This window comes from Yoonia sp. R2-816 (assembly GCF_046762905.1).
Taxonomy (GTDB): Bacteria; Pseudomonadota; Alphaproteobacteria; order Rhodobacterales; family Rhodobacteraceae; genus Yoonia.
This window is the reverse complement of sequence record NZ_JBKQXN010000329.1, coordinates 159,182-179,152: the sequence shown is the minus strand read 5'-3', so window position 1 is coordinate 179,152 and position 19,971 is coordinate 159,182. Positions and strand designations below refer to the sequence as shown.

At 57.3% G+C, this 19,971-nt stretch carries 21 protein-coding genes; 8 read left to right on the top strand and 13 right to left on the bottom strand.

All coding sequences use genetic code 11. From position 1 onward, the window contains the following. Positions 1-5: 5 nt before the first annotated feature. The gene (locus ACFWW2_RS24655; protein ID WP_393932931.1) at positions 6-653 is read right to left on the bottom strand and encodes an aminoglycoside phosphotransferase family protein; all 648 of its coding nucleotides are present in this window, start codon (positions 651-653) and stop codon (positions 6-8) included. 220 nt (positions 654-873) lie between these two features. Between ACFWW2_RS24655 and ACFWW2_RS24650 the strand changes: the two genes are divergently transcribed. Next, on the top strand, positions 874-1,608 hold the full coding sequence (locus ACFWW2_RS24650) for a class I SAM-dependent methyltransferase (protein ID WP_393932929.1): 735 nt from the start codon (positions 874-876) through the stop codon (positions 1,606-1,608). Positions 1,609-1,820: 212 nt separating this feature from the next. Here ACFWW2_RS24650 and ACFWW2_RS24645 read toward each other — a convergent pair whose 3' ends face one another. The 3 genes from ACFWW2_RS24645 to ACFWW2_RS24635 all read right to left on the bottom strand — a co-directional run bounded on the left by ACFWW2_RS24645 (position 1,821) and on the right by ACFWW2_RS24635 (position 4,950). Then, on the bottom strand, positions 1,821-2,606 hold the full coding sequence (locus tag ACFWW2_RS24645; protein WP_393932927.1) for a class I SAM-dependent methyltransferase: 786 nt from the start codon (positions 2,604-2,606) through the stop codon (positions 1,821-1,823). 167 nt (positions 2,607-2,773) lie between these two features. Continuing rightward, the gene (locus tag ACFWW2_RS24640) at positions 2,774-3,679 is read right to left on the bottom strand and encodes a rhodanese-related sulfurtransferase (RefSeq protein ID WP_393932925.1); all 906 of its coding nucleotides are present in this window, start codon (positions 3,677-3,679) and stop codon (positions 2,774-2,776) included. Positions 3,680-3,702: 23 nt separating this feature from the next. Then, complete coding sequence (locus ACFWW2_RS24635) at positions 3,703-4,950, bottom strand: Hsp70 family protein (protein ID WP_393932923.1); 1,248 nt, start codon at positions 4,948-4,950, stop codon at positions 3,703-3,705. 121 nt (positions 4,951-5,071) lie between these two features. On the opposite strand from ACFWW2_RS24635, the gene ACFWW2_RS24630 reads away from it, so the two are divergent. The 3 genes from ACFWW2_RS24630 (at position 5,072) to pncA (ending at position 7,010) form a co-directional block, all read left to right on the top strand. Then, positions 5,072-5,848, top strand: coding sequence for a metallophosphoesterase (locus tag ACFWW2_RS24630; protein WP_393932921.1), 777 nt, complete (start codon positions 5,072-5,074; stop codon positions 5,846-5,848). Between the two features lie 98 nt (positions 5,849-5,946). Beyond that, entirely contained in the window at positions 5,947-6,420 is a 474-nt protein-coding gene (locus tag ACFWW2_RS24625; protein ID WP_393932919.1) for an AAA family ATPase, read from the top strand. Next, positions 6,417-7,010 (top strand): bifunctional nicotinamidase/pyrazinamidase, encoded by a 594-nt coding sequence (pncA, locus tag ACFWW2_RS24620; protein ID WP_393932917.1) that lies wholly within the window; start codon positions 6,417-6,419, stop codon positions 7,008-7,010. The genes ACFWW2_RS24625 and pncA overlap by 4 nt, the downstream gene beginning before the upstream one ends. Here the strand turns inward: pncA and ACFWW2_RS24615 are convergent. The 9 genes from ACFWW2_RS24615 to ACFWW2_RS24575 all read right to left on the bottom strand — a co-directional run bounded on the left by ACFWW2_RS24615 (position 7,007) and on the right by ACFWW2_RS24575 (position 15,380). After that, the gene (locus ACFWW2_RS24615) at positions 7,007-7,828 is read right to left on the bottom strand and encodes a DMT family transporter (protein WP_393933156.1); all 822 of its coding nucleotides are present in this window, start codon (positions 7,826-7,828) and stop codon (positions 7,007-7,009) included. The two genes, pncA and ACFWW2_RS24615, sit on opposite strands and share 4 nt — an antisense overlap. 49 nt (positions 7,829-7,877) lie before the next feature. Beyond that, positions 7,878-8,729: an ABC transporter permease gene (locus ACFWW2_RS24610; protein WP_393932915.1), complete on the bottom strand. Its 852-nt coding sequence runs from the start codon at positions 8,727-8,729 to the stop codon at positions 7,878-7,880. Between the two features lie 3 nt (positions 8,730-8,732). Then, complete coding sequence (locus tag ACFWW2_RS24605) at positions 8,733-10,001, bottom strand: ABC transporter permease (protein ID WP_393932913.1); 1,269 nt, start codon at positions 9,999-10,001, stop codon at positions 8,733-8,735. Positions 10,002-10,069: 68 nt separating this feature from the next. Beyond that, positions 10,070-11,122, bottom strand: coding sequence for an ABC transporter substrate-binding protein (locus ACFWW2_RS24600; RefSeq protein ID WP_393932911.1), 1,053 nt, complete (start codon positions 11,120-11,122; stop codon positions 10,070-10,072). Between the two features lie 64 nt (positions 11,123-11,186). Beyond that, positions 11,187-12,287 (bottom strand): ABC transporter ATP-binding protein, encoded by a 1,101-nt coding sequence (locus tag ACFWW2_RS24595; RefSeq protein ID WP_393932909.1) that lies wholly within the window; start codon positions 12,285-12,287, stop codon positions 11,187-11,189. A gap of 182 nt (positions 12,288-12,469) precedes the next feature. Beyond that, the gene (locus ACFWW2_RS24590; RefSeq protein WP_393932907.1) at positions 12,470-14,041 is read right to left on the bottom strand and encodes a GMC family oxidoreductase; all 1,572 of its coding nucleotides are present in this window, start codon (positions 14,039-14,041) and stop codon (positions 12,470-12,472) included. Positions 14,042-14,055: 14 nt separating this feature from the next. Further along, positions 14,056-14,574: a Twin-arginine translocation pathway signal gene (locus ACFWW2_RS24585; RefSeq protein WP_393932905.1), complete on the bottom strand. Its 519-nt coding sequence runs from the start codon at positions 14,572-14,574 to the stop codon at positions 14,056-14,058. A gap of 31 nt (positions 14,575-14,605) precedes the next feature. Further along, on the bottom strand, positions 14,606-15,001 hold the full coding sequence (locus ACFWW2_RS24580) for a VOC family protein (RefSeq protein WP_393932903.1): 396 nt from the start codon (positions 14,999-15,001) through the stop codon (positions 14,606-14,608). 88 nt (positions 15,002-15,089) lie between these two features. Then, positions 15,090-15,380, bottom strand: a complete 291-nt coding sequence (locus ACFWW2_RS24575; RefSeq protein WP_393932901.1) for a ribbon-helix-helix domain-containing protein — start codon at positions 15,378-15,380, stop codon at positions 15,090-15,092. Positions 15,381-15,660: 280 nt separating this feature from the next. Between ACFWW2_RS24575 and ACFWW2_RS24570 the strand changes: the two genes are divergently transcribed. The 4 genes from ACFWW2_RS24570 to ACFWW2_RS24555 all read left to right on the top strand — a co-directional run bounded on the left by ACFWW2_RS24570 (position 15,661) and on the right by ACFWW2_RS24555 (position 19,942). Continuing rightward, positions 15,661-17,682 carry a putative bifunctional diguanylate cyclase/phosphodiesterase gene (locus tag ACFWW2_RS24570; RefSeq protein WP_393932899.1) on the top strand — a complete coding sequence of 674 codons (2,022 nt, stop codon included), beginning with the start codon at positions 15,661-15,663 and terminating at the stop codon, positions 17,680-17,682. Between the two features lie 77 nt (positions 17,683-17,759). Continuing rightward, a complete protein-coding gene (locus ACFWW2_RS24565; RefSeq protein WP_393932897.1) occupies positions 17,760-18,371 on the top strand; it encodes a ribonuclease D in 612 nt (203 codons plus the stop codon). Then, positions 18,371-19,339: an SIS domain-containing protein gene (locus ACFWW2_RS24560; protein WP_393932895.1), complete on the top strand. Its 969-nt coding sequence runs from the start codon at positions 18,371-18,373 to the stop codon at positions 19,337-19,339. Before ACFWW2_RS24565 ends, ACFWW2_RS24560 begins: the two co-directional genes overlap by 1 nt. Positions 19,340-19,342: 3 nt before the next feature. Next, positions 19,343-19,942, top strand: coding sequence for a hypothetical protein (locus tag ACFWW2_RS24555; protein WP_393932893.1), 600 nt, complete (start codon positions 19,343-19,345; stop codon positions 19,940-19,942). The last annotated feature ends 29 nt before the right edge of the window (positions 19,943-19,971 follow it).

The following is a 19,971-nucleotide window of genomic DNA, read 5'->3' as shown; positions in this document are numbered from 1 at the left end:
CCCCGTCAAAGCAGCGTAGGCCGGTGCGCATCAAATGTTGTCGCTTCGCGCTGCCAATGTCTGAAATGCCCGTCATCCGCCAACCTCTTCGCCGCCTCCGGGCCAATCATGTCAGCCGCCGCATCTGGGCTAGCCATGTGATGCAGCACCTCCGACACCATGTCCAGCAGCGCTGGATCACAGGGCGCGCCATAGCTGTCACAGATCAGCCGTAACCTGCGATGGTCCACCGCCGCATCCGCACGGGACCAATGGACCATATCAGGCGCCGCAAATGAAAGCGGCACCATCCAATAGGCGAGATATGCCAGATCGCGCAGCCGCGGGCCGGGACCCGCAAGATCAAAGTCAATCACACCCACTGGCAGCCCGCCCCGCCAGATCAGGTTGTAAGGCGCAAAATCATTATGGCAGATCACCTGGTGCTGGTCGGCGTCGGGATGGCAAAACGCCCATGACCGACCTCCGCCGCCAAAACCCTCGGTCGCATCGTGCATCCGACGCAACATAGTCGCGGCGCCAATCAAGGCACCATCACCTGACCACATATCATCCGGAAAAGTCGCAGCGCCCGGGATATAAGACAGCACCTCGCGGCCTTGATCATCCAGCCCGAGGTATTTTGGCGCTTGGATGAATCCGTTACGATCCAAATGACTCATTAGGTCGTGGACCGCAGATGCATGCGGGCCAACAGGACGACGAACGGTATCACCTATCCGGACAACGCCACTAGTTACGTTGCCTCCAGTCAGCGGTCTTGGATCTTCTCGCGGGAACATGCAAACCTCTATGGCGATGGTACGTAGGACGGTCAATTGCAGCCCCCAATCCGGAGTGCTACGCCAGTCGGGAGATGCAGGAGCATTGAAGATGGATAACTTCGAACCGGCTACATTTGGCGAACTGAACGCCGATGATTACGACGAACTCCATGATCCGGGAACGACAGACGAAACCGTCGCTTTGATCTCCAGTATGGTTGGCACGGGCCGGGTGCTGGAACTGGCCATAGGAACTGGCCGGATCGCGCTGCCGCTTGCAAAGGGCGGGTGCGACATCTCCGGCATCGACGGATCACCTGACATGGTTGCTAAATTGCGCGACAAACCAGGGGGCGACAAAATACCGGTTAAGATCGGTGACTTTGCCGATGTCGATATCTCAGGGACGTTCGATCACGTCTTTCTGGTCTTCAACACGTTGTTCAATCTGCAAACCCAAGACGATCAGGTCCGCTGTTTTGCCAACACAGCCAAACGGCTCAACCCCGGTGGCACCTTTCTGATCGAAGCATTTGTGCCGAATTTTACCGGTTTCACGGAAAACCAGCGCGTAAAAACCAAACGGGTCGATGCGCAATCTGTCTGGCTCGAGGCCGTGCAGCATGACCCGATCAACCAAAACTTTGACTTTCAACGCATCCGGATCACTGAAGCCGGTACCAAACTCGTGCCGTTACCGTTGCGATACGCCTACCCGGCAGAGATTAACCTGATGGCGCGCTTGGCCGGTTTGCGTCTGAAGCATCGGTGGGGCAACTGGGACAGATCAGCATTCACCGCCGACAGCACGTTCCATATTTCCGTCTATGAGAAACCGGTCTGATCACGCAGGCCGGTCAGTATCTTGATCAATCGTTAACAGACACCTGCGCACGCACACTTAACCCACCCCCACCGCGCGTTGGGGTCCGACGTTTTGCCGACGCAAGTCCGACGCGATGCCGACCGGGCGATTTGGCCTGCAGTAGCAGCGTTAACACATGATTCGTCGAAAACCCGCGGCCATGGTCCATCCAACACCGCACGCGCCGTTAATCAGTTGGCGGTCAGCTTGAAGCCCAGCGGCTCGGCCCAATGGATGTGACAGGATGTCGTTGTGAAACCGTTCTTACGATAATTCTGCATCCCGGCCCGAAACGCATGAAAAGATGCCACGTAATCCGGGTCGGTCTTGAACCGTGGGAACAGCGGGTTGAGCAGGACAACAATTGTTTTGGTCGCAATCCGGCAAAACTCATCGACGATCAGCATCCAATCATCAGGATGGCAGTAATGCTCAATCGCCTGCATGCAAATGACCACATCCTGCGACTTATCATCAAGTGGATAAGGGATTTTGCCTGCATCGAACAGCGTGATAGGCATGTCAATCGCTTCGATAATACGCCGATAAGGCCAGTCTTTTGCTGCACCATCTTGCGGTATGGGAATACCGTAATCATCAACGGAACGGCTGAAATTCTCATCATTCGCACGGCGATGCGTAGCCGAACTATCGGCAGGACTATCGCTCACCATATTGGCGAAATCATTGCCAAGAACTTCGTGACCAAAGTACCGGGCGACCTCCAGCATTCCCCCATGTCCCGTCGACATCTCAAATACCCGTTGGGGGGCGTCATGGTACATAAGCTCAGGCAAATAAAGCGAAAAACGGTTCCAGCATCTGTGGATATTCTGAGGCCGCTGTGCGTATTTGCGCTGGATCTCGCGCCTATTTGAAGTCTCACCGTCTTTCAGCACGTAGGGCGTCAGCAACTCGTCCGGGATTGGCCGATCAAACAGCGCGCCCTTGTCCGCAACGACCCGCTGTGCCCGCATCGCTTTTTCAAGTCTTCGCTTATCGGCGGCCGTAAATTCTTCGGTCAAAACACGAAATCCCGTTGCTGCGGTTTTTACCCCCGAACACGAGAGTCGCAACATCGTGTAGTGCGGCCAACCCGCTTATAGCAATGATTTTTTCCAGCAAACAGCATACCTCCTCCCTGTCAAAGGCCGCCGATGTGATGCGTACCGCGTTCCCTTGCCAAAGCGATCTGCTTCTGCCGTTCACGAAACCGGGCCTTATCGTCCACCGAAGTCTCATCCACGCATTGATGACACGCCACGCCTTCCTCAAAAGCCGGATGTTCCCGGTCCTCCGGTCGCAAGGGTCGCCGACAGGCATGACACAGGATATGCGGCCCTTCCTCTAACCCATGCCCGACACTGACCCGCGCATCAAAGACAAAGCATTCGCCGTCCCATTTGCTCTCGGTTTCGGGCACCTCTTCGAGGTATTTCAGGATGCCACCTTTGAGGTGATACACATCCTCAACCCCTTGGCCCATCAGATAATTCGTTGATTTTTCGCACCGAATTCCACCAGTGCAGAACATCGCAATGCGCTTGTTATGGAACCGGTGCTTGTTGGCCTCCCACCAGGCGGGAAACTCCCCGAAGCTCTTGGTCTGCGGGTCAATCGCCCCGTCAAACGTGCCAATCGCCACCTCATAGTCATTGCGTGTATCAATGACCGCCACATCCGGCGCGCTAATCAAGTCGTTCCACTCCGCCGGATCAACATAATTTCCCACCCGCGCCACAGGGTCGACATCCGGCTGACCCATCGTCACGATTTCCTTTTTCAGCCGGACCTTCATGCGGTGAAACGGGGGCGTCGCCGCCGTGCTTTCCTTCCACTCCAGATCGGCGCAGCTGGGCAGGGCGCGGATATGGGCGATCACCGCATCGATCCCGGTGCGATCACCTGCAATCGTTCCGTTGATGCCTTCCTGCGCCAACAGCAGAGTCCCGTGAATTCCCTTTGATTTACAAAGGCCTAAAAGCGGATCACGCAAAGCGGCGGGATCGTCAAATCGGGTGAAGTGATAGAGGGCGGCAACTGTAAACATGGGCTTCAAATACGCCTCCGCACTCAAAGGGGCAAGTCGCGGGATGCCGCAATCGCCAGCCCGTCAGCCACCGCCGTAAATGCCTCTGTCCGCTCCAGCTCCGCCTGTGGAAACATCGCAACCATTGCCCCTTCCACCACCTGCATCAGGCTGGAGCCGCCGACGAAGACGATTTTGCTGATCCGCCTGGGATCTACCCCCGCCATGGTCAGCGTCTCTGCTGCGCAGGCGCTTATAGCGGCTGCGTGCTCGGCCAGCACGGCATCCAATGCATCCTGTGTCAGACGCGCCCAAAACTCTGGCTCCACGACACGCAGATCAATCCCGGCATCCGTCACGTCCGGCTTGTTGATCTGGATTTTCCCGGCCTCGACAGCAAAGGCAATGTCGTGGCCCAGTTCCATTTCCAGCACGGTTTTCAGCCGATGAAACAGCTCAGGCTCGGCACCCAATTTGGCGAAATCCGCGGCCATGCGCCGGTTCTCAGCCGTGTAAAGAAATGGGATTTTCTGCCATGTTGCCAGATCGTTAAAGATCGCGTTGGGCGCCACATAGCGCCCGTTGCCAAGTGTATTCCGGACCTCTGCCCCGCGTCCCAGCAGCGGCATCACATGCGCAATGCTGATGGCACGGTCGAAATCCGTGCCGCCCACACGCACACCATGGCTGGCAATGATCCGGGTGGCCGCACCTTCGCGCCGGAAGACAGAGAAATCTGATGTACCACCCCCGATATCGACAATCAGACCCAACTGACCACCGCCCAGTGGCCCGCTGGCCAGCGCTGCTGCCTCGGGTTCGAACATGAAATCGACGGCATCGAAACCGGCGACCATATAGGCCTCGCGCAGATCAACTTCGGCCTGGGCATTGCGTGCATCATCGGACGAATGGAACCGCACAGGCCGGCCAGAGATTGCCCGGTTATAGGTTTCTCCAGTCTCGGCCTCTGCCCGTTCGCGTATCATCTGCAGGAAACGCGCGACCACCTCGATCAAGGTCAGCCTTTCGTACGCAATCTGCCGCTTTTCGCGCATCAGCGGCGTACCCAGTACAGATTTCAGCGCACGCATAAACCGGCCCTCGCGCCCGTCGATCAATGCCGCATTGGCCACCGATCCGTAGGTTGTGATCTTCCGGTCATAGTCAAAAAATACCGAAGTCGGCAGCGTCGTTTGCCCGGGCTCTACCGAAATCAAATGCGGGCGCCCCGCGACCATCACCCCCGCTGCGGTGTTGGAGGTCCCAAAGTCGATACCCAATGTCGCCATTATTGCCTCCTGTCCGAATGGTGAAAGGCGCGCGTTCTAGGCAGGCCAGCGCCAAGATGCAACCCCGTCCCGGACTTGATCCGGGACCTCCAACAGGTCAGCTTGGACGCAGGAGGCACATATGACGAAAATCATCTGGATGACCGACCCGCATTTCCAGAACGAAGGGATGGTCGGCGACCTTAACCCGCGCACGCGGCTAAAAGCGGCCATCGACCACATGAATACGCATCACGCCAATGCGGATTTCATGGTTCTGACCGGCGATCTTGTCGGCGACGATATCGAAGGCGACTACACGCTGCTTGCCACCTATCTCGCCCAGTCGAAAATCCCTGTCTATCCGCTGGTAGGCAATAACGACGACCGCGCCGGGTTCCGGGCGCATCTGTCACTGCCGGACGGGACCATGGATGACTTCATTCAATACAGCATCGACACAGGCGAGGCCCAGTTCCTCTGCCTCGACACCCACATGATCGGCTCTCACGCTGGTCAATTCTGCGCGGCCCGGCAGGCATGGCTGACCGACAAACTCAGCTCTGACAAACCCACCTACATCTTCATGCACCACCCGCCGATGGACCTGCACCTGCCGCCACAAGACGCCATCAAACTTCAAGAGGGCGACACCTTCCTCGACCTTATCCACGGCAACGTCCAACATCTGTTCATAGGCCACGTCCACCGGCTCACCTGTGGGACGGTCCGGGGTACCCCATTTGCCACGCTCGGCGCGTTGTCATTCCAGGCCCCGGCACCAAGACCGGTATGGGATTGGGACAGTTTCGTGCCCGCTCATGAGGCCCCGCATTACGGCGTCCTTTACGTCGAAAACGGCAACACAACCCTGCAACATACCCAATTCTGCGCCTACGACGTTGGCATCGAAAGCTAGCGCTTTTCATCCAACAGTTGCGCGGCTACGAAGCCGACATGCAACGCGTCATGATCTGTGGTGGGCCGGGGTCCGGCAAAAGCACGCTTGCCCGGATCATGGGCGAACGGACGGGTTTGCCTGTGTATCATATGGATCATATTCACTGGACGCCTGGTTGGGTGGAGCGGGACAAGGCCGAAAAAACACCGCTGGTTCTGGATATCATTGCGCGGGACAGCTGGGTGTTCGAGGGCGGTCATTCCAAGACCTACGATGCACGAGCTGCCCGTTCTGATGTGTTGATCTGGTTGGACTTACCGGTATCGCTCCGCTTCACGCGGGTTTTCTGGCGGACGTTACGCGATCTAGGCAAGGTGCGGCCGGACATGGCCGAGGGCTGCCCCGAAACATTCGGACATCAGACGCTGGAGTTCTGGTGGTGGATCTGGACAACCCGCAACACAAACCGCAACCGCTTAAACTGCCTAGTCGCCGACCATCCCCACCTTATCGTCCACCATTTGCAAACCCGCTCGCAGGTTGCCGCGTTCATTGCTAACCTGCCGGCGAAACAGGAGACTTCCGCATGACCCACGCCCTGATCGTCATCGACGTGCAAAATGATTTCTGCCCCGGTGGCGCGCTGGCGGTCGCAGGGGGCGATGAGATTGTTCCCGGTATCAACGCCGCCATGAATGATTTCGCTGCCGTGATCCTGACGCAGGACTGGCATCCGGCGGGTCATTCTTCGTTCGCGTCTACCCACGGTGCCGCACCGATGAGCATGACCGAAATGCCCTATGGCCCGCAGGTCCTGTGGCCCGATCATTGCATTCAGGGATCAACAGGCGCGCAGTTTCATCCGAATTTGCATGTAGACCGGGCAGATTTGATTATCCGCAAAGGGTACAATCCGGCGATCGACAGTTATTCGGCCTTTTTCGAGAACGACAAGACGACGCCGACAGGGCTGGAGGGATATTTGCGCACCCGTGGTATCGACACTTTGACGCTTGTTGGCCTCGCCACAGATTTCTGCGTGAATTACTCGGCGGTGGATGCCGCACGGTTGGGGTTCAAGGTGACGGTACAAACCGATCTGTGCCGGGCCATTGATTTTGACGGCTCGCTGGCTGCCGCAAAAGCGGGGATGGCGGAGGCGGGCGTGACCCTCGCCTAGCGTCCGCGCCCGGCAAACCAGACGGATGATACCCCAGCCATCATGATAACGGTCAGCCCGGCAAGGCTGAGCGGATCAGGCCATTGCCCGAAGACGACCAGCCCGATGATCATGGCGGCCAGCAGTTGGCTATAAATCAGTGGCGCGATGACCCCGGCGGGAGTCGTCCGGTTCACAAGCACCAAGAGCATATTTCCGGCTGCCGACCCCAGCGCAGAGATCGTGATCAAACCAATAAATGGCAGGGAAAGATCAGGGAGCGACTGAAATGCGAATGGCATCAGCATGATGGCCCCGATCACCAGTTGCGACAGCAACAAAAAGCGCGGTCGAAAATCACCGGCCAGCCAGCGCGTGGCAACAAGGTAGGTCCCGTGAAAACAGCCTGCCAGGATCGCAAAGCCCATGCCGACCGTCATTCCAAAACCGGGCCGGACGACCAGAAGGACCCCCAGAAAGCTGACCAGCAACAGCAATGTACGCGGCACGCTGATCTTTTCCCGCAGCAGAATGGCGGACAGGAAATAGGACACGATTGGCCCAACGAAGAACCCGCCAAAGACATTGGCCATCGGTTCGGTTTTCAGCGCGGTCAGGATGCACACGATCCCGCCCACGATCAGCCCCGCACGCAATGCCAGCCGCCAGTCGAGGATGAGCGGCAGTTCTTGCCGTTGCAGCCCGCAGAACGGTGCCAGCAGAACCGCCGCAAGGGCAAAGCGCGTCCAAGCCACGAAAGTCTGTGGAAACCCGGCGCCGGTCAGCACGGTGGCCGCCGCGTCGCCGCCCACGATCAGGAACATCGCCAGCACGACCATACCGATCACGCGGCCGGAATAGCTGCCGGTAATGGCCGTGATGAAGGCGCTATAGCCCTTCCCCCCGCATCCGTTCGGACCGTCGCCGCAGCGCTTCAAGCGTGAACAGCATCGCAGCCGACAGGACAACAAGCAGGGTGGCAACCGCCAGTATCGTCGGGTTGATCTGTTCGCGCAGGCCAGAAAACATTTGGCGCGGGATTGTGCGTTGTTCCGGCCCCGCGAGGAACAGGACCAGCACGACCTCGTCAAACGATGTCACGAAGGCGAACAGCCCGCCGGAAATCACACCGGGCCGGATCAGGGGGATGACCACATCCCAGAAAACCTTGACCGGGGACGCCCCAAGGCTGAGCCCCGCAATGAAAAGCGACCGGTCAAACCCGCTGAGTGTGGCTGTGACAGTGATGATGACAAACGGCACACCCAGCGCCGCATGGGCAATGATCAGGCCGGTGTAAGTACCAACGAGATTGAACTGCGTGTAGAAAAAGAACATGCCAGCGGCGATGATGATCAAAGGCACGATCATCGGCGATAGCAGAAGCGCGGTGATCAGCCGCTTGTAAGGCATCCAGGGTGAAGCCAGACCCACGGCAGCGACAGTTCCCAGCAAAGTGGCCAGAATGGCCGCGGCAAACCCCACGATAAAGCTGTTCTTGATGGCGAGCGTCCATTTCTCATCATCGAAGATTTCCTTGTACCAGCGCAGCGAATAGGCGTCGGGGTCAAGTGCCAGCATGCCTTCTGTGAAGGTGAAAAAGGGTTCCGCGTTGAACGACAACGGGATGATCACGAGGATCGGTAGCATCAGGAAGATCAGCACAAGCGCTGCAAACCCGCGCAGGGCATAGTGCCCGGCGATGTGCCACAGATTGTAGTATTCAGGAAACCGACCCATGCCCTAGCCCAACTTGATATTGGCCGCGCCGACAAAGCGGTCGAAGAGCCAGTAAAGAACAAGGATCAGGATCAGAAGCAATGCGCCCAGCGCCGCCGCCAATTCCCAGTTATTGGATTGCTGCATGTGGAAGGCGATGATGTTCGAAATCATCTGGCCGTCCGTGCCACCTACAAGGGCAGGGGTGATGTAGTAGCCGACCGAGATGATGAACACGAGCAACGCCCCTGCGGACAAGCCAGGCAAGCTCATCGGCAGGTAGATACGAAACCATGCCGCCAAAGGCCTGCTGCCCATCGACATGGCGGCCCGCATGTAGCTGCTGTCGATACCCCGCATCACCGAATAAAGCGGCAGCACCATGAAGGGCAGCAGGATATGCGTCATGGCGATGATGGTCGAAAACTGGGTGTAAAGCAGCTCCAGCGGATCATCCCGCAGCCCGAAGGCCTGCAAGGTCGAATTGACAACCCCGTTGGTCTGCAACAATGCGATCCATGCGGTGGTGCGCACCAGAAGCGAGGTCCAGAAGGGCAACAGCACAAATACCATCAGCGCATTGCTAAGGCTGGTAGACGTGTTGGCCATGAAGTAAGCCAGCGGATATCCCAAAAGCACTGTCGCCACCGTGATGATCAGGGCCATCCACAGGGTCTTGGTATAAAGTTTGACGTAGATCTGTGTGTCGCGTGCCTGAATTTCGCCCGTACTTCCACGTTCAAGGTCAAGAGAGGTCAGGTAGTAATCCAGCGAATAGGCGCGCCCCGCATCCTTGATTGCGCGCCATGTCTCGGGCTCCGCCCAGCGGTCATTGGCGTCGATCAGTAGGGCCGGACCGTTCGCGGCGAGTTCGGCATCATCGACGCGACGCACCGCGCGGGCGGTGGATTTCACGACGCTGGACATGCCCGGCAATGCCCGGTTGATTTCATCCGCGAGCCTGCCGGATGTGCGGTCATTTGCTAGACGCTTCAGATCAATGGCAAATTGGGTCAGCACCGCGTCGGAGGGGCGTTCGTCACTCTGTTCCCATCCCTGCAATGCCACGAGCGTATCCGGCAAAAGATCTGCAACCGTCGGATTGTAAACACTGCGGTACAGCATCGTGGTGATTGGGGCCACGAATGAGAACAGGATGAATATCAGCAGCGGGGTCACAAACAGAAACGCCTGCAGTCGCCGCTTGCGGACCTCGCGCGCGGCACTGCGCGCGTCATCGCGGTTCAGGCCCGGTGCTAAGGGCTTTTGTGCAAGTGTTGCTGTGTCGGTCATAGCCTTCGGATATCTTTTGGTCAGGGGCATCGCGCGGCTGGTCGCCGCGCGATGTCGTTTTCAGCGCCTTATTGCAGCAGCCATTCGTTGAACTTTTCGCCCAGCGTTTCGCCGTAATCCGCCCAGAAGATGCCGTCGGCCTTCAGGCCTACGTCAAGATGTGCGGTTGGCAGATCCTGCTTGATGGCTTCCGGCAGCAAGGCTTGGGCCGAGCGGCGAGTAGGGCCATAGGCCACGTCCTGCATGCCAGACAGCGGCACCGTCCGCGTGGCGAAGGAAATGAATTCCATTGCCTTTTCCATGTTGGGTGTGCCTTTCATGATCGCCCAAACATCGAGGTCATAAACATGGCTGTCCCAGACGATGGTGAAGGGCGCGCCTTCATCCTGAATGGCCGCAAAGATCCGGCCGTTGGCGGACTGCACCATCTGTGCGCCACCGTCATTTAGCAGAACGGGTGCCTGGCTCCAGCTGTCGTACCAGACGATGTCATCCTTGATAGTGTCCAGCTTGGCGAAAGCACGCGCCTGACCTTCTTCGGTCGAAAGAACCTCGTACACTTCTTCCATCGGAACACCATCGGCAATCAATGCCCATTCCATGTTCACCTGGGGCCGCTTGCGCAACCCACGCTTGCCGGGGAAGTTTTCGGTGTCGAAGAAGTCCGCGATTGTCTGCGGGCCTTCACCATTGGCGTTGTTATAGGCAAAGACGATGGACCAGACGATGTTACCCACACCGCATTCATTCGCCAGCGCCTCGGGGATGAAATCATCGGCGGCAGCCGCCCCATCATCGCCAGCTGGCAGGACAGACTGGTCGATGACTTCCAGATAACCTTCCGCGCAGGCGCGTTCGAGGTCGATCACCTCGATATCGACGACGTCCCACTGGATGTTGCCGGCTTCGACCTGGGCTTTCATTTCAGCCACGCCGCCGCCGTAATCCTCAAACAGGATGTTCGTGCCGGTCTCGGCCACGAACGGGTCAATCATATGTTCCTTCTGGGCAGCACCATAAGCCCCGCCAAAGGACGTCACCGTCAGGTCCTGGGCTGATACCGAACTCGCGCAAAGCGCAAGTGCCGCTGCACCAGCCATCAATTTCAGATGTCGCTTCATCATTCTCTCCTTGTTCGTTCCGGGCGTTTATCAGGGCCCCGGTTTTCCCCGTTCGACCGCACCGTCAGGTGGCGGCCGGAAATGCGATACAGTCCGTAGTTAACCAAAGCAGCTTTCCATCCTGCCCGTCGCTGAATTCAGGTGCAGACAGGTCATTGAGCATCTTGATCACGATATCCGTGCCGTCGGACAGACGAAAATAGTAGCGAATGAAATCACCCACATAGATGCGCGACATGAACCGGGCGGTGATTTCGTTGTCATGGGCATGGGTTGTTGGGTGAATAAACAGCTTTTCCGGTCTGACAGAGACGCGGCAGGGTGCACCAGCGATCAGCCCGTCAGAGGTTTGCGCGATCACCGTTGCCCCACCGGGTGTGGTGACATAGACCAGACCTTCATTGATCCGTTCGACCTGTCCGTTGATGAAGTTATTCTCGCCAATGAAATCCGCAACAAAGGCGTTGGCGGGCCGCTCGTATAACTCGGCAGGGGCGGCGCACTGCTGGACGATGCCGTCGTTGAAGACGGCGATTCGGCTGGACATCGACAGCGCCTCTGCCTGATCGTGTGTCACGTAGATGACTGTGAAACCCAACTTCTTGTGCAGGCGGGTGATTTCATACTGCATCTGTTCTCGCAGGTTCTTGTCCAGAGCGCCCAAAGGTTCATCCATCAAAATCAGGGTCGGTTCAAAGATCATCGCGCGGGCCAGCGCGACCCGCTGACGTTGTCCGCCCGACAGTTGCGCCGGGAATCGGCTGCCGAAATCCTCAAGCTCTACCAGAGCCAGGTATTCGGCCACCCGTGCCTTGATATCCGCCTTGGACATGTTTCTGACGGTCAGCGGATAGGCCAGATTCTGGGCCACTGTCATATGTGGAAACAGCGCGTAGTTCTGGAACACCATGCCGATGTTACGCAGGTAGGGCGCGGTTTTGTTGATCGATTTGCCTTCGATGGCGATCACGCCGGATGTGACGCTTTCGAACCCGGCCAGCATCATCAGGACAGTTGTTTTTCCTGACCCCGATGGCCCCAGTAGCGTTATGAATTCACCCTGCTGGACATCAATATTGAAGCCTTTGACCACCAGCGTTTTCTGGTCATAACTTTTTTTGACATCATCGAATTTCAGAAAAACATCAGACTTAATGCCTGTCATCGGAAATCATCCCGTCCCTTTGGCCGCCCTGTTTGAGCGTCGCCAAAGCACACCCCACTCACCGAATGGAGTTAATCAGCCAATGTGAGGTTTGACAACTCCGCAATAGCGATTGGAACGAGGGAAAAGAAAACCGGCTTGGGGGCTGCCCCAAGCCGGTCGCTGTTTTGCAAATTACCGCCTCAGATGTTTCCGGCGTTCATCTCTGCGGCGATGTGATCCGCCTGCCGGATCGCAAGTGCCACAATCGTCAGGGTCGGGTTTTCAGCGGCCCCGGTAGTGAACTGGCTACCGTCCGAGACAAACAGGTTCGCTATGTCATGCGTCTGCCCCCACTTGTTGACGACCCCGTCGCGCGGATTTTCGGACATCCGATTCGTCCCAAGGTTATGGGTCGATGGATAGGGTGGCGTCGGGAAGACCCGTGTGGCGCCCACGGCCTCGTAAACCGCCATGCCCTGTTTGTAGGCGTGGTTGCGCATGGCGATGTCGTTGGGGTGATCATCAAAATGCACATTTGGTGCCGGCAACCCATATTGGTCCGTTACATCATAGTTCAGGGTGATACGGTTGGTCTCTTGCGGCATGTCCTCGCCCACGATCCACATGCCTGCCATGTTTTCGTAGCTGTCGAGCGCCGTTGTGAATTCACGCCCCCATCCGCCGGGATCGAGGAATGCCGCCATAAACGGCAGGCCCAGCGCCAGCGTTTCAAGTTCATACCCGCCGACAAAACCACGCGACGGATCGTGCCGCGCCTCGTCCTGGATGATCCCGGCCATGGTGGTGCCGCGCCACATCTTCACCGGCTTGTCGAAGGTCGCATAAACCGATCCGGTCATGTGCCGCATATAGTTCCGCCCAACCTGGCCGGAGGAATTGGCAAGCCCATCAGGGAACATGTTGGAGGCAGAGTTGAGCAGCAGGCGTGGGCTTTCGATGGAGTTGCCCGCGACGCAGACGATCCGTGCGCTTTGTCGCTGTTCGTTACCATCCGCGTCGGCGTACACAACACCGGTGACCTTGCCACTGTCGTCATGTTCAATGCGCAGCACATGGGCGCGCTCGCGCACCTCCAGATTCCCGGTCTCTTCGCCTGCGGGGATATCAGTATAGGCCGATGACCACTTGGCGCCCCATTTGCAGCCCTGAAAGCAGAAACCCGTCTGCTGACAGGCCATGCGCCCGTCATTTTCGGCGGAATTGATCGCCATGCGCCCGGTGTGGACCTCTTTATAGCCCAGCGCCTTTGCGCCCGCTTCGAACACCTTGTAATTGTTGCTACCGGGCAGACCTGCGCGCCCGCCAGTGCGGGTGACACCCAGCTTGTCCTCGGCCTTGGTGTAGTAATCGTCCATCTCGCGCGGATCGATGGGCCAATCCAGCAGGTTTGCGCCCTGCACATTACCGTAATTTGTCTTTGCCTTCCACTCGTGATCTTGAAAGCGTAAGGATGCGCCGGCCCAGTGGGTCGTGGTCCCCCCTACAGCTTTCACGATCCAGGCTGGCAGGCCGGAAAAGTCATTGGCGACCCGCCAGTCACCTGACGTGGTGCGCGCATCAAGCCAAGCCAGTTGCCCGAAACTTTCCCATTCATCATTGATGTAATCTTGCGGTAGATACCGCCCGCCTGCCTCAAGCGCGACAACACTCACGCCTTTCTGAGCCAGTTCGTTTGCCAAAACCCCGCCGCCCGCGCCGGTTCCGATGATGACGACAACGCTGTCGTCGCTTAGTTCAAATGGTGCAGCCATTGTTCCGCCCTCCCTCAGATCCAGTTGATGTCGTCAAAGCCGCGGTCGATGTAACCGCCTTGGCTGTAGCTTTCGCCCTCATAGCCAAAAAGCGGCCAGACCGCTTTCTGGTTATAGAGGCCGGTCACCAGCCCGCCGCGCACCATCTGAAAAAAGGCGCTGTTTTCCATGCCCCGCAGAATATCGACGCGGTCGCGTTCCCAGCCTGTATCGACGTAAGAGGGGAAGCCTTGGCCGACTGCTGCCGCATTCAGGGCGGCGATGCCTGCCTCAACTATATCTTTGGCGTCTTCGCTGTCGTAGCCTTTGACCGCCGTGGCATAGTACTCATCAGCCACATGGTCATGCGGATAGATGTCGCGTGCCATCTGGATCAGCGTGGCCATAGTGGCTGGTTGCAGGTGCGCCACTTCCATGGCCCAGGCCGCCGTGCTGCTGGCTACGTAGCTGGTGCCCACGACGAATGCGGTTCCCAAGGCCGCGCTGCGCGATAGCAGGTCGCGCCGTGTCATATGTGATGTTTGGTCTTTCATGGATCTGATCTCCTCCCAAAGTTCAATTCCGTTAGTGGTAGCGGCCCGCCTTTTGCAGGACCTCAATCTGGTATCCGTCCGGATCCTGAATGAAGAAAAATCGGGCCAGCGGTTCGCCGCCGGGGGCAAAATCCACGATCTTGCGCGGCTCATACCCCGCATCCGCCAGGCGCTTGTGCTCGGATTCCAAGTCATCGACGCAAAACGCCAGATGCCCGTACCCATCGCCCAGATCGTAAGGATCAGTGCGGCCCTTATTGATGGTCAGTTCCAGCTCAAAGCTGTTTTCGTGATTGCTCAGGTAAACAAGCGTGAAGCTGTCAAAATCCAGCCGCTCGGCTGCTGTTAGCCCGAACGCATCTTCGTAAAACCGAACGGAGCGTTCTTCATCCAGAACGCGGATCATTGAATGGATAGCCTTCGCCATCTGGTCCTCCAATCGCTGACTGCTTATTCAAACAGTCTGCCGGACCACGGCCGGCGGCGGGTAGTATCTTGGTACTACATGCGCTGAATTATTCAGCCGCGATCGTTTTGCCCGCTGCAAGGATCTGTTCCTGCCGGATCAGACAAGCGCAGCGCAGAAGCGAGGTGAAATTGGGCGCTTCGCCCCGTAGTTCCAGCACTTCGGCATGAAGTTTGGAGATAAACGCGGGCGTCGTCATGCCTTCGTGTTGGGCAATACCATCGACGATGCACCAGAAATTACGTTCCAACCGAATACTCGTGCTTTGACCGTTCAGCCGCAAACGACGCGTCACCGGGGTGTAACCTTCCGGATCCTGACCCGCAAAAACCTGACACATGAAAGATGCCCCCGCTGAATGGAATACAAATATCTTTGTCCCTTAGCCGGATTTTAGCAATCCCCAGAAGTTGCGGCACTCATATGCTGAGCACCCATATCTAGGCTGTGGCGAAGAATGTGCCTGCTGCTTGGGCTTATGGGCCGTTTTGCCCGTAGCATATGTGCACCCTCACCCGAAGCGGCTGGATCATGTCAAAGGCATTCCCGTCAAATGCACTGCAACTTAAACTTAATCTCTGTCTTTCATGGTCCGTGGCGAAGGAAAGTGGGATTCGTCAATGCACCGGCTGCGCGCCATATTTAGATGGGGGACACGCCATATCGATCCAGAACGGCTATGGCTCCAATATGGCTTTGCCTTGCTGCTGACGCTTTGCCTGCTGACGGCCGTTCATTTTGTCAGCGATGCAATCGGGCGACATAGTGACTCTGCCACCGAAACGATCGACGCAAGCGGGCGCCTCGCGGTGCGAAGCCAGCAGATTCTGCTGCTTGCCAAGAATGCGCCAGGCCTTGATGGCGCGGGGCGCGATGCAATGGCGCAGCTGACCCAAGACTTCGAGACGACGTATCAGGCCCTCCTTCAGAGTGAAATCTGGGCGAACCGGTTGCAAGATCACCACGATGGTGGCCTCGCCCCACTGAACTCGCTGATCACCGAATTTGCGGGTCTGGCAAACCAGATGGCTATTCGTCCAGCAGAAGAAAGTCCCACCGTCATCGCGCGTCTGCAGGAATTGCACGGCCCGCTGGGGATGTTCGATGCCCTTCAAACATCGGCCAGCCTGTTCACGGCCCAGTCACGCTCCGAAGCGCTGCGCCTGCAATACATACTCGACACGATCCTGATCATCTCTGGCGTGGCATTGGTTGTTGTTGCCCTTTTCATTTTTTTACCCGCCCAACTGATGGTAAAATCAGTCATCAAGGAACTGCGAAACAAGACCGCCGTTCTTTGCAGCTCTCAAAAACAGCTGCGGGACATGAACGATCAGTTGAACCATCTGGTCAGCCATGATGCACTGACGGGCCTGCCCAACAGGGCACATATGTCAGAGTTCATGAACAGCCTGATGGACACGGGCAAAGTCAGAAAATACGGCGTGTTGTTTATTGGTCTCGATGGTTTCAAGGCGATCAATGACACGATTGGACACGAAAGCGGCGACCTGTTGCTGACCTCTGTGGCGGGTCGATTACAGCGTTGCGTCGACGATGACGACCTGGTGGCTAGGGTCGGCGGTGACGAATTTCTGCTCACCACCACGGAACCGCCCGATGATGTCGCAAAGCGTATTCTGACGACCTTCGAGGATCCATTCGGGATCAACGGACGTAACATCACGCTCACCACAAGTATCGGATATCTGACGACATGTTTTGAAAACCGCCAGCCGGATCAGATTTTGGGGAATGCCGCGATTGCACTGCACGCGGCCAAGTCCGGGGGTGGTCGACGGGCGGTCGCCTATTGTCCGCGTCTGGGCGAAGATTCTGCGCTGATGCGACAGCTACAAATCGAGCTGCGCGATGCAATAAGGGATGGTCAGATCGAACCCTGGTTTCAGCCGCAGGTTAATCTGGCGGATGGCACTTTGCATGGCGCAGAAGTGCTGGCCCGCTGGCGGCACCCGACACGTGGCTTGCTGACCCCTGACCGGTTTTTACCCGCCGCAGAACGTGCGGGCCTGATTGTTGAACTGGATCACGCCATCTGGCAGGCGGCGATCCGTCAGGCGGAACGGTGGCAAGCCGATGCTTTATGGCGCCCCCAGATTTCATTGAACGCCGCTCCTGACACAATTGCTGACCCGCATCTGATCGAAAAGCTTCTGAAACGAATTCAGGAGGCATCGCTCGAGTCCGATCAGGTCATTATCGAAGTGCTGGAGACGACGCTCATCGAAAGTGCGGACGATATGGCAGCGATCAATATTGATACGCTTGCCGAATGCGGTATCTCGCTTGAGCTGGATGATTTCGGAACCGGGTATGCGTCCTTGTCCAAGCTGACACAGCTTCCGCTGGCGGGCATCAAGCTGGACCGGTCCCTGATTGCGCCGCTGCCTGATGCCGGTGCTGACAGCGTGGTGCGGGCCATTCTTGCGCTCGCGGCCGAATTGGGCCTTTCGGTTGTAGCCGAGGGAATTGAAGAAGCCGAGCAAGCCGAGCATCTGAATGTGCGCGGCTGCGCAATCGGTCAGGGATATGGATTTGGCAGGCCCATGCCGCCAAATGAGTTTACCAACTGGCTAGGAAAACACGCAAATGAGCAGTTAGTGGCGGGCCGTGCCGCCTGATCGCTGCCGATGCGGGGTTGAGCAATGAAGCCGCAAACCGTATTCCCGACACAGAATATCCCAGAAAGGGGCCTTCCGTGGCAAATCATCTTTATCAAAACGATCTGCCGGAAGGGCTGACGCTCGGGCCGATCGTTGCCATCGACTGCGAAACGATGGGTCTGAACCCCCATCGCGACAGACTCTGCCTGATCCAGATGTCCGGTGGCGACGGCAACTGTCATCTGGTCCAGGTCAGCCCTGGTCAAACCGCTGCGCCCAATCTGTGCGCCATGTTGGAAGACCCGAACGTCTTGAAGCTGTTTCACTTTGGCAGGTTTGATATCGCTGCCCTGCTGAATGCATTTGGCGTTCTGACAGCACCCGTCTACTGCACAAAAATCGCCTCCAAACTGGTGCGTACATTCACAGACCGGCACGGGCTAAAGGTGCTTTTGCAGGACATGGTTGGTGTGGATATCTCCAAACACCAGCAGCAAAGTGACTGGGGAGCCGAGACTTTAACCGACGCGCAGCTGGACTATGCCGCATCCGATGTCCTTTACCTGCACCAATTGAAAGACGCCTTTGATGCGCTTCTGACCCGCGAAGGACGCACGGAGATGGCACAGGCCTGTTTTGATTTTCTGCCGACGCGGGCGAAACTCGATCTGGCTGGTTGGCCAGAGATCGACATCTTTTCGCACTGATGGCCGATCACGCGACATTTCTGGCAGCCGGGCGGCGGGTCATCACAGCCGAAGCCCAGGCACTTTCAACCTTAGCCGAAGGACTTGGCGAAGGCTTTGGCGCGGCTATTGATCTGCTGATCAATGCCAAGGGTCGAGTGATTGTCTCTGGTATGGGCAAATCCGGCCACATCGCCCGCAAGATCGCAGCCACATTTGCCAGTACCGGAACACCGGCCCATTTCGTACATCCGGCCGAAGCGAGCCATGGCGATCTGGGTATGATCACCAGCGCCGATGTAGTTGTTGCCATCTCGAATTCCGGTGAAGTTCCCGAACTGGCAAATCTGGTCGCGTATACCCGGCGCTTTGACATACCGCTAATTGGTATCTCCAGCCGCAAGGAAAGCAGCCTTGCCACCCAATCCGACATATTGCTGGAGCTGCCGCAACTGGGCGAAGCGTGCAACACCGGCGTTGTGCCCACAACATCAACCACCATGACGCTGGCGCTGGGCGATGCTTTGGCGGTCGCACTAATGGAACATCGGGCATTTACGCCCGAAAATTTCCGCGAATTCCACCCTGGCGGCAAACTGGGCGCGCGGCTTTCCAAAGTTGGTGATCTGATGCACAAGGGCGATACCGTGCCGCTTGTCGGGCGCGACACACCGATGGGCGACACGCTTCTCACGATCAGTCAAAAAGGCTTTGGGGTTGTGGGCGTGACGGGTGATGATGGCGCCTTGGTCGGCATTATCACCGATGGTGACCTGCGGCGTCATATGACCGGTTTGCTGGATCGCAATGCCAGTGAAGTCATGACAGAAAAGCCCACAACGATCGAACCCGGTGCGCTGGCCGAAAAGGCCGTTTCGATCATGAACGAACGTCAGATTACCTGCCTTTTCGTACTGGATAAGGACACAAAGCGGCAGGTAGCGGGTATCTTGCACATTCATGATTGCTTGCGTGCAGGGGTGATCTGACAGATGAGCAGCCGCGACAATTTTCACTCGCAATTGGTGGGCTGGTCCAAAATACTTCTGCCGCTTTTTGCGCTTGGGTTGTTGTCGACATTATTTCTGTTCTCTCGCCAAACCGGCCAACAACCCGATATTCCATTTGCGGAGATCGAGGCGATCGCCCGTGATCAGCGCATCAGCGCGCCGCGCTTTTCCGGCGTGACAGATGACGGCGCAATCATCGCGATATCCGCACATAGCGCCAAGCCTGACCTGACCCGGCCCGACACCGTCAGTATCGACCGCATGGCTATGCGCATGGATAATCCTGATGGAAGCCATATCAATGTGACAGCTACAAGTGGTGAGGTTGATGGGCGCGCCGAGATCGCGCATTTTCTTGGTCTTGCTCGCCTTGTCACATCCACCGGGTACGAGATGGAGACGAACGGTCTGACCGCCAAGCTTGATACAGGTGTTGTCACTTCAAACGGTCTGTTGGAAATCCGGGCGCCATTTGGCGAATTAACGGCCGGGCAGGTTACTTTTCAAGTATCTGCGGAAGATACTGGTCAGCAGATGCTTTTCACCGAAGGGGTCCGGCTGATATACAGACCGCAAGACTGACGAGATGATGTCATCAAAGGAAACCCTCG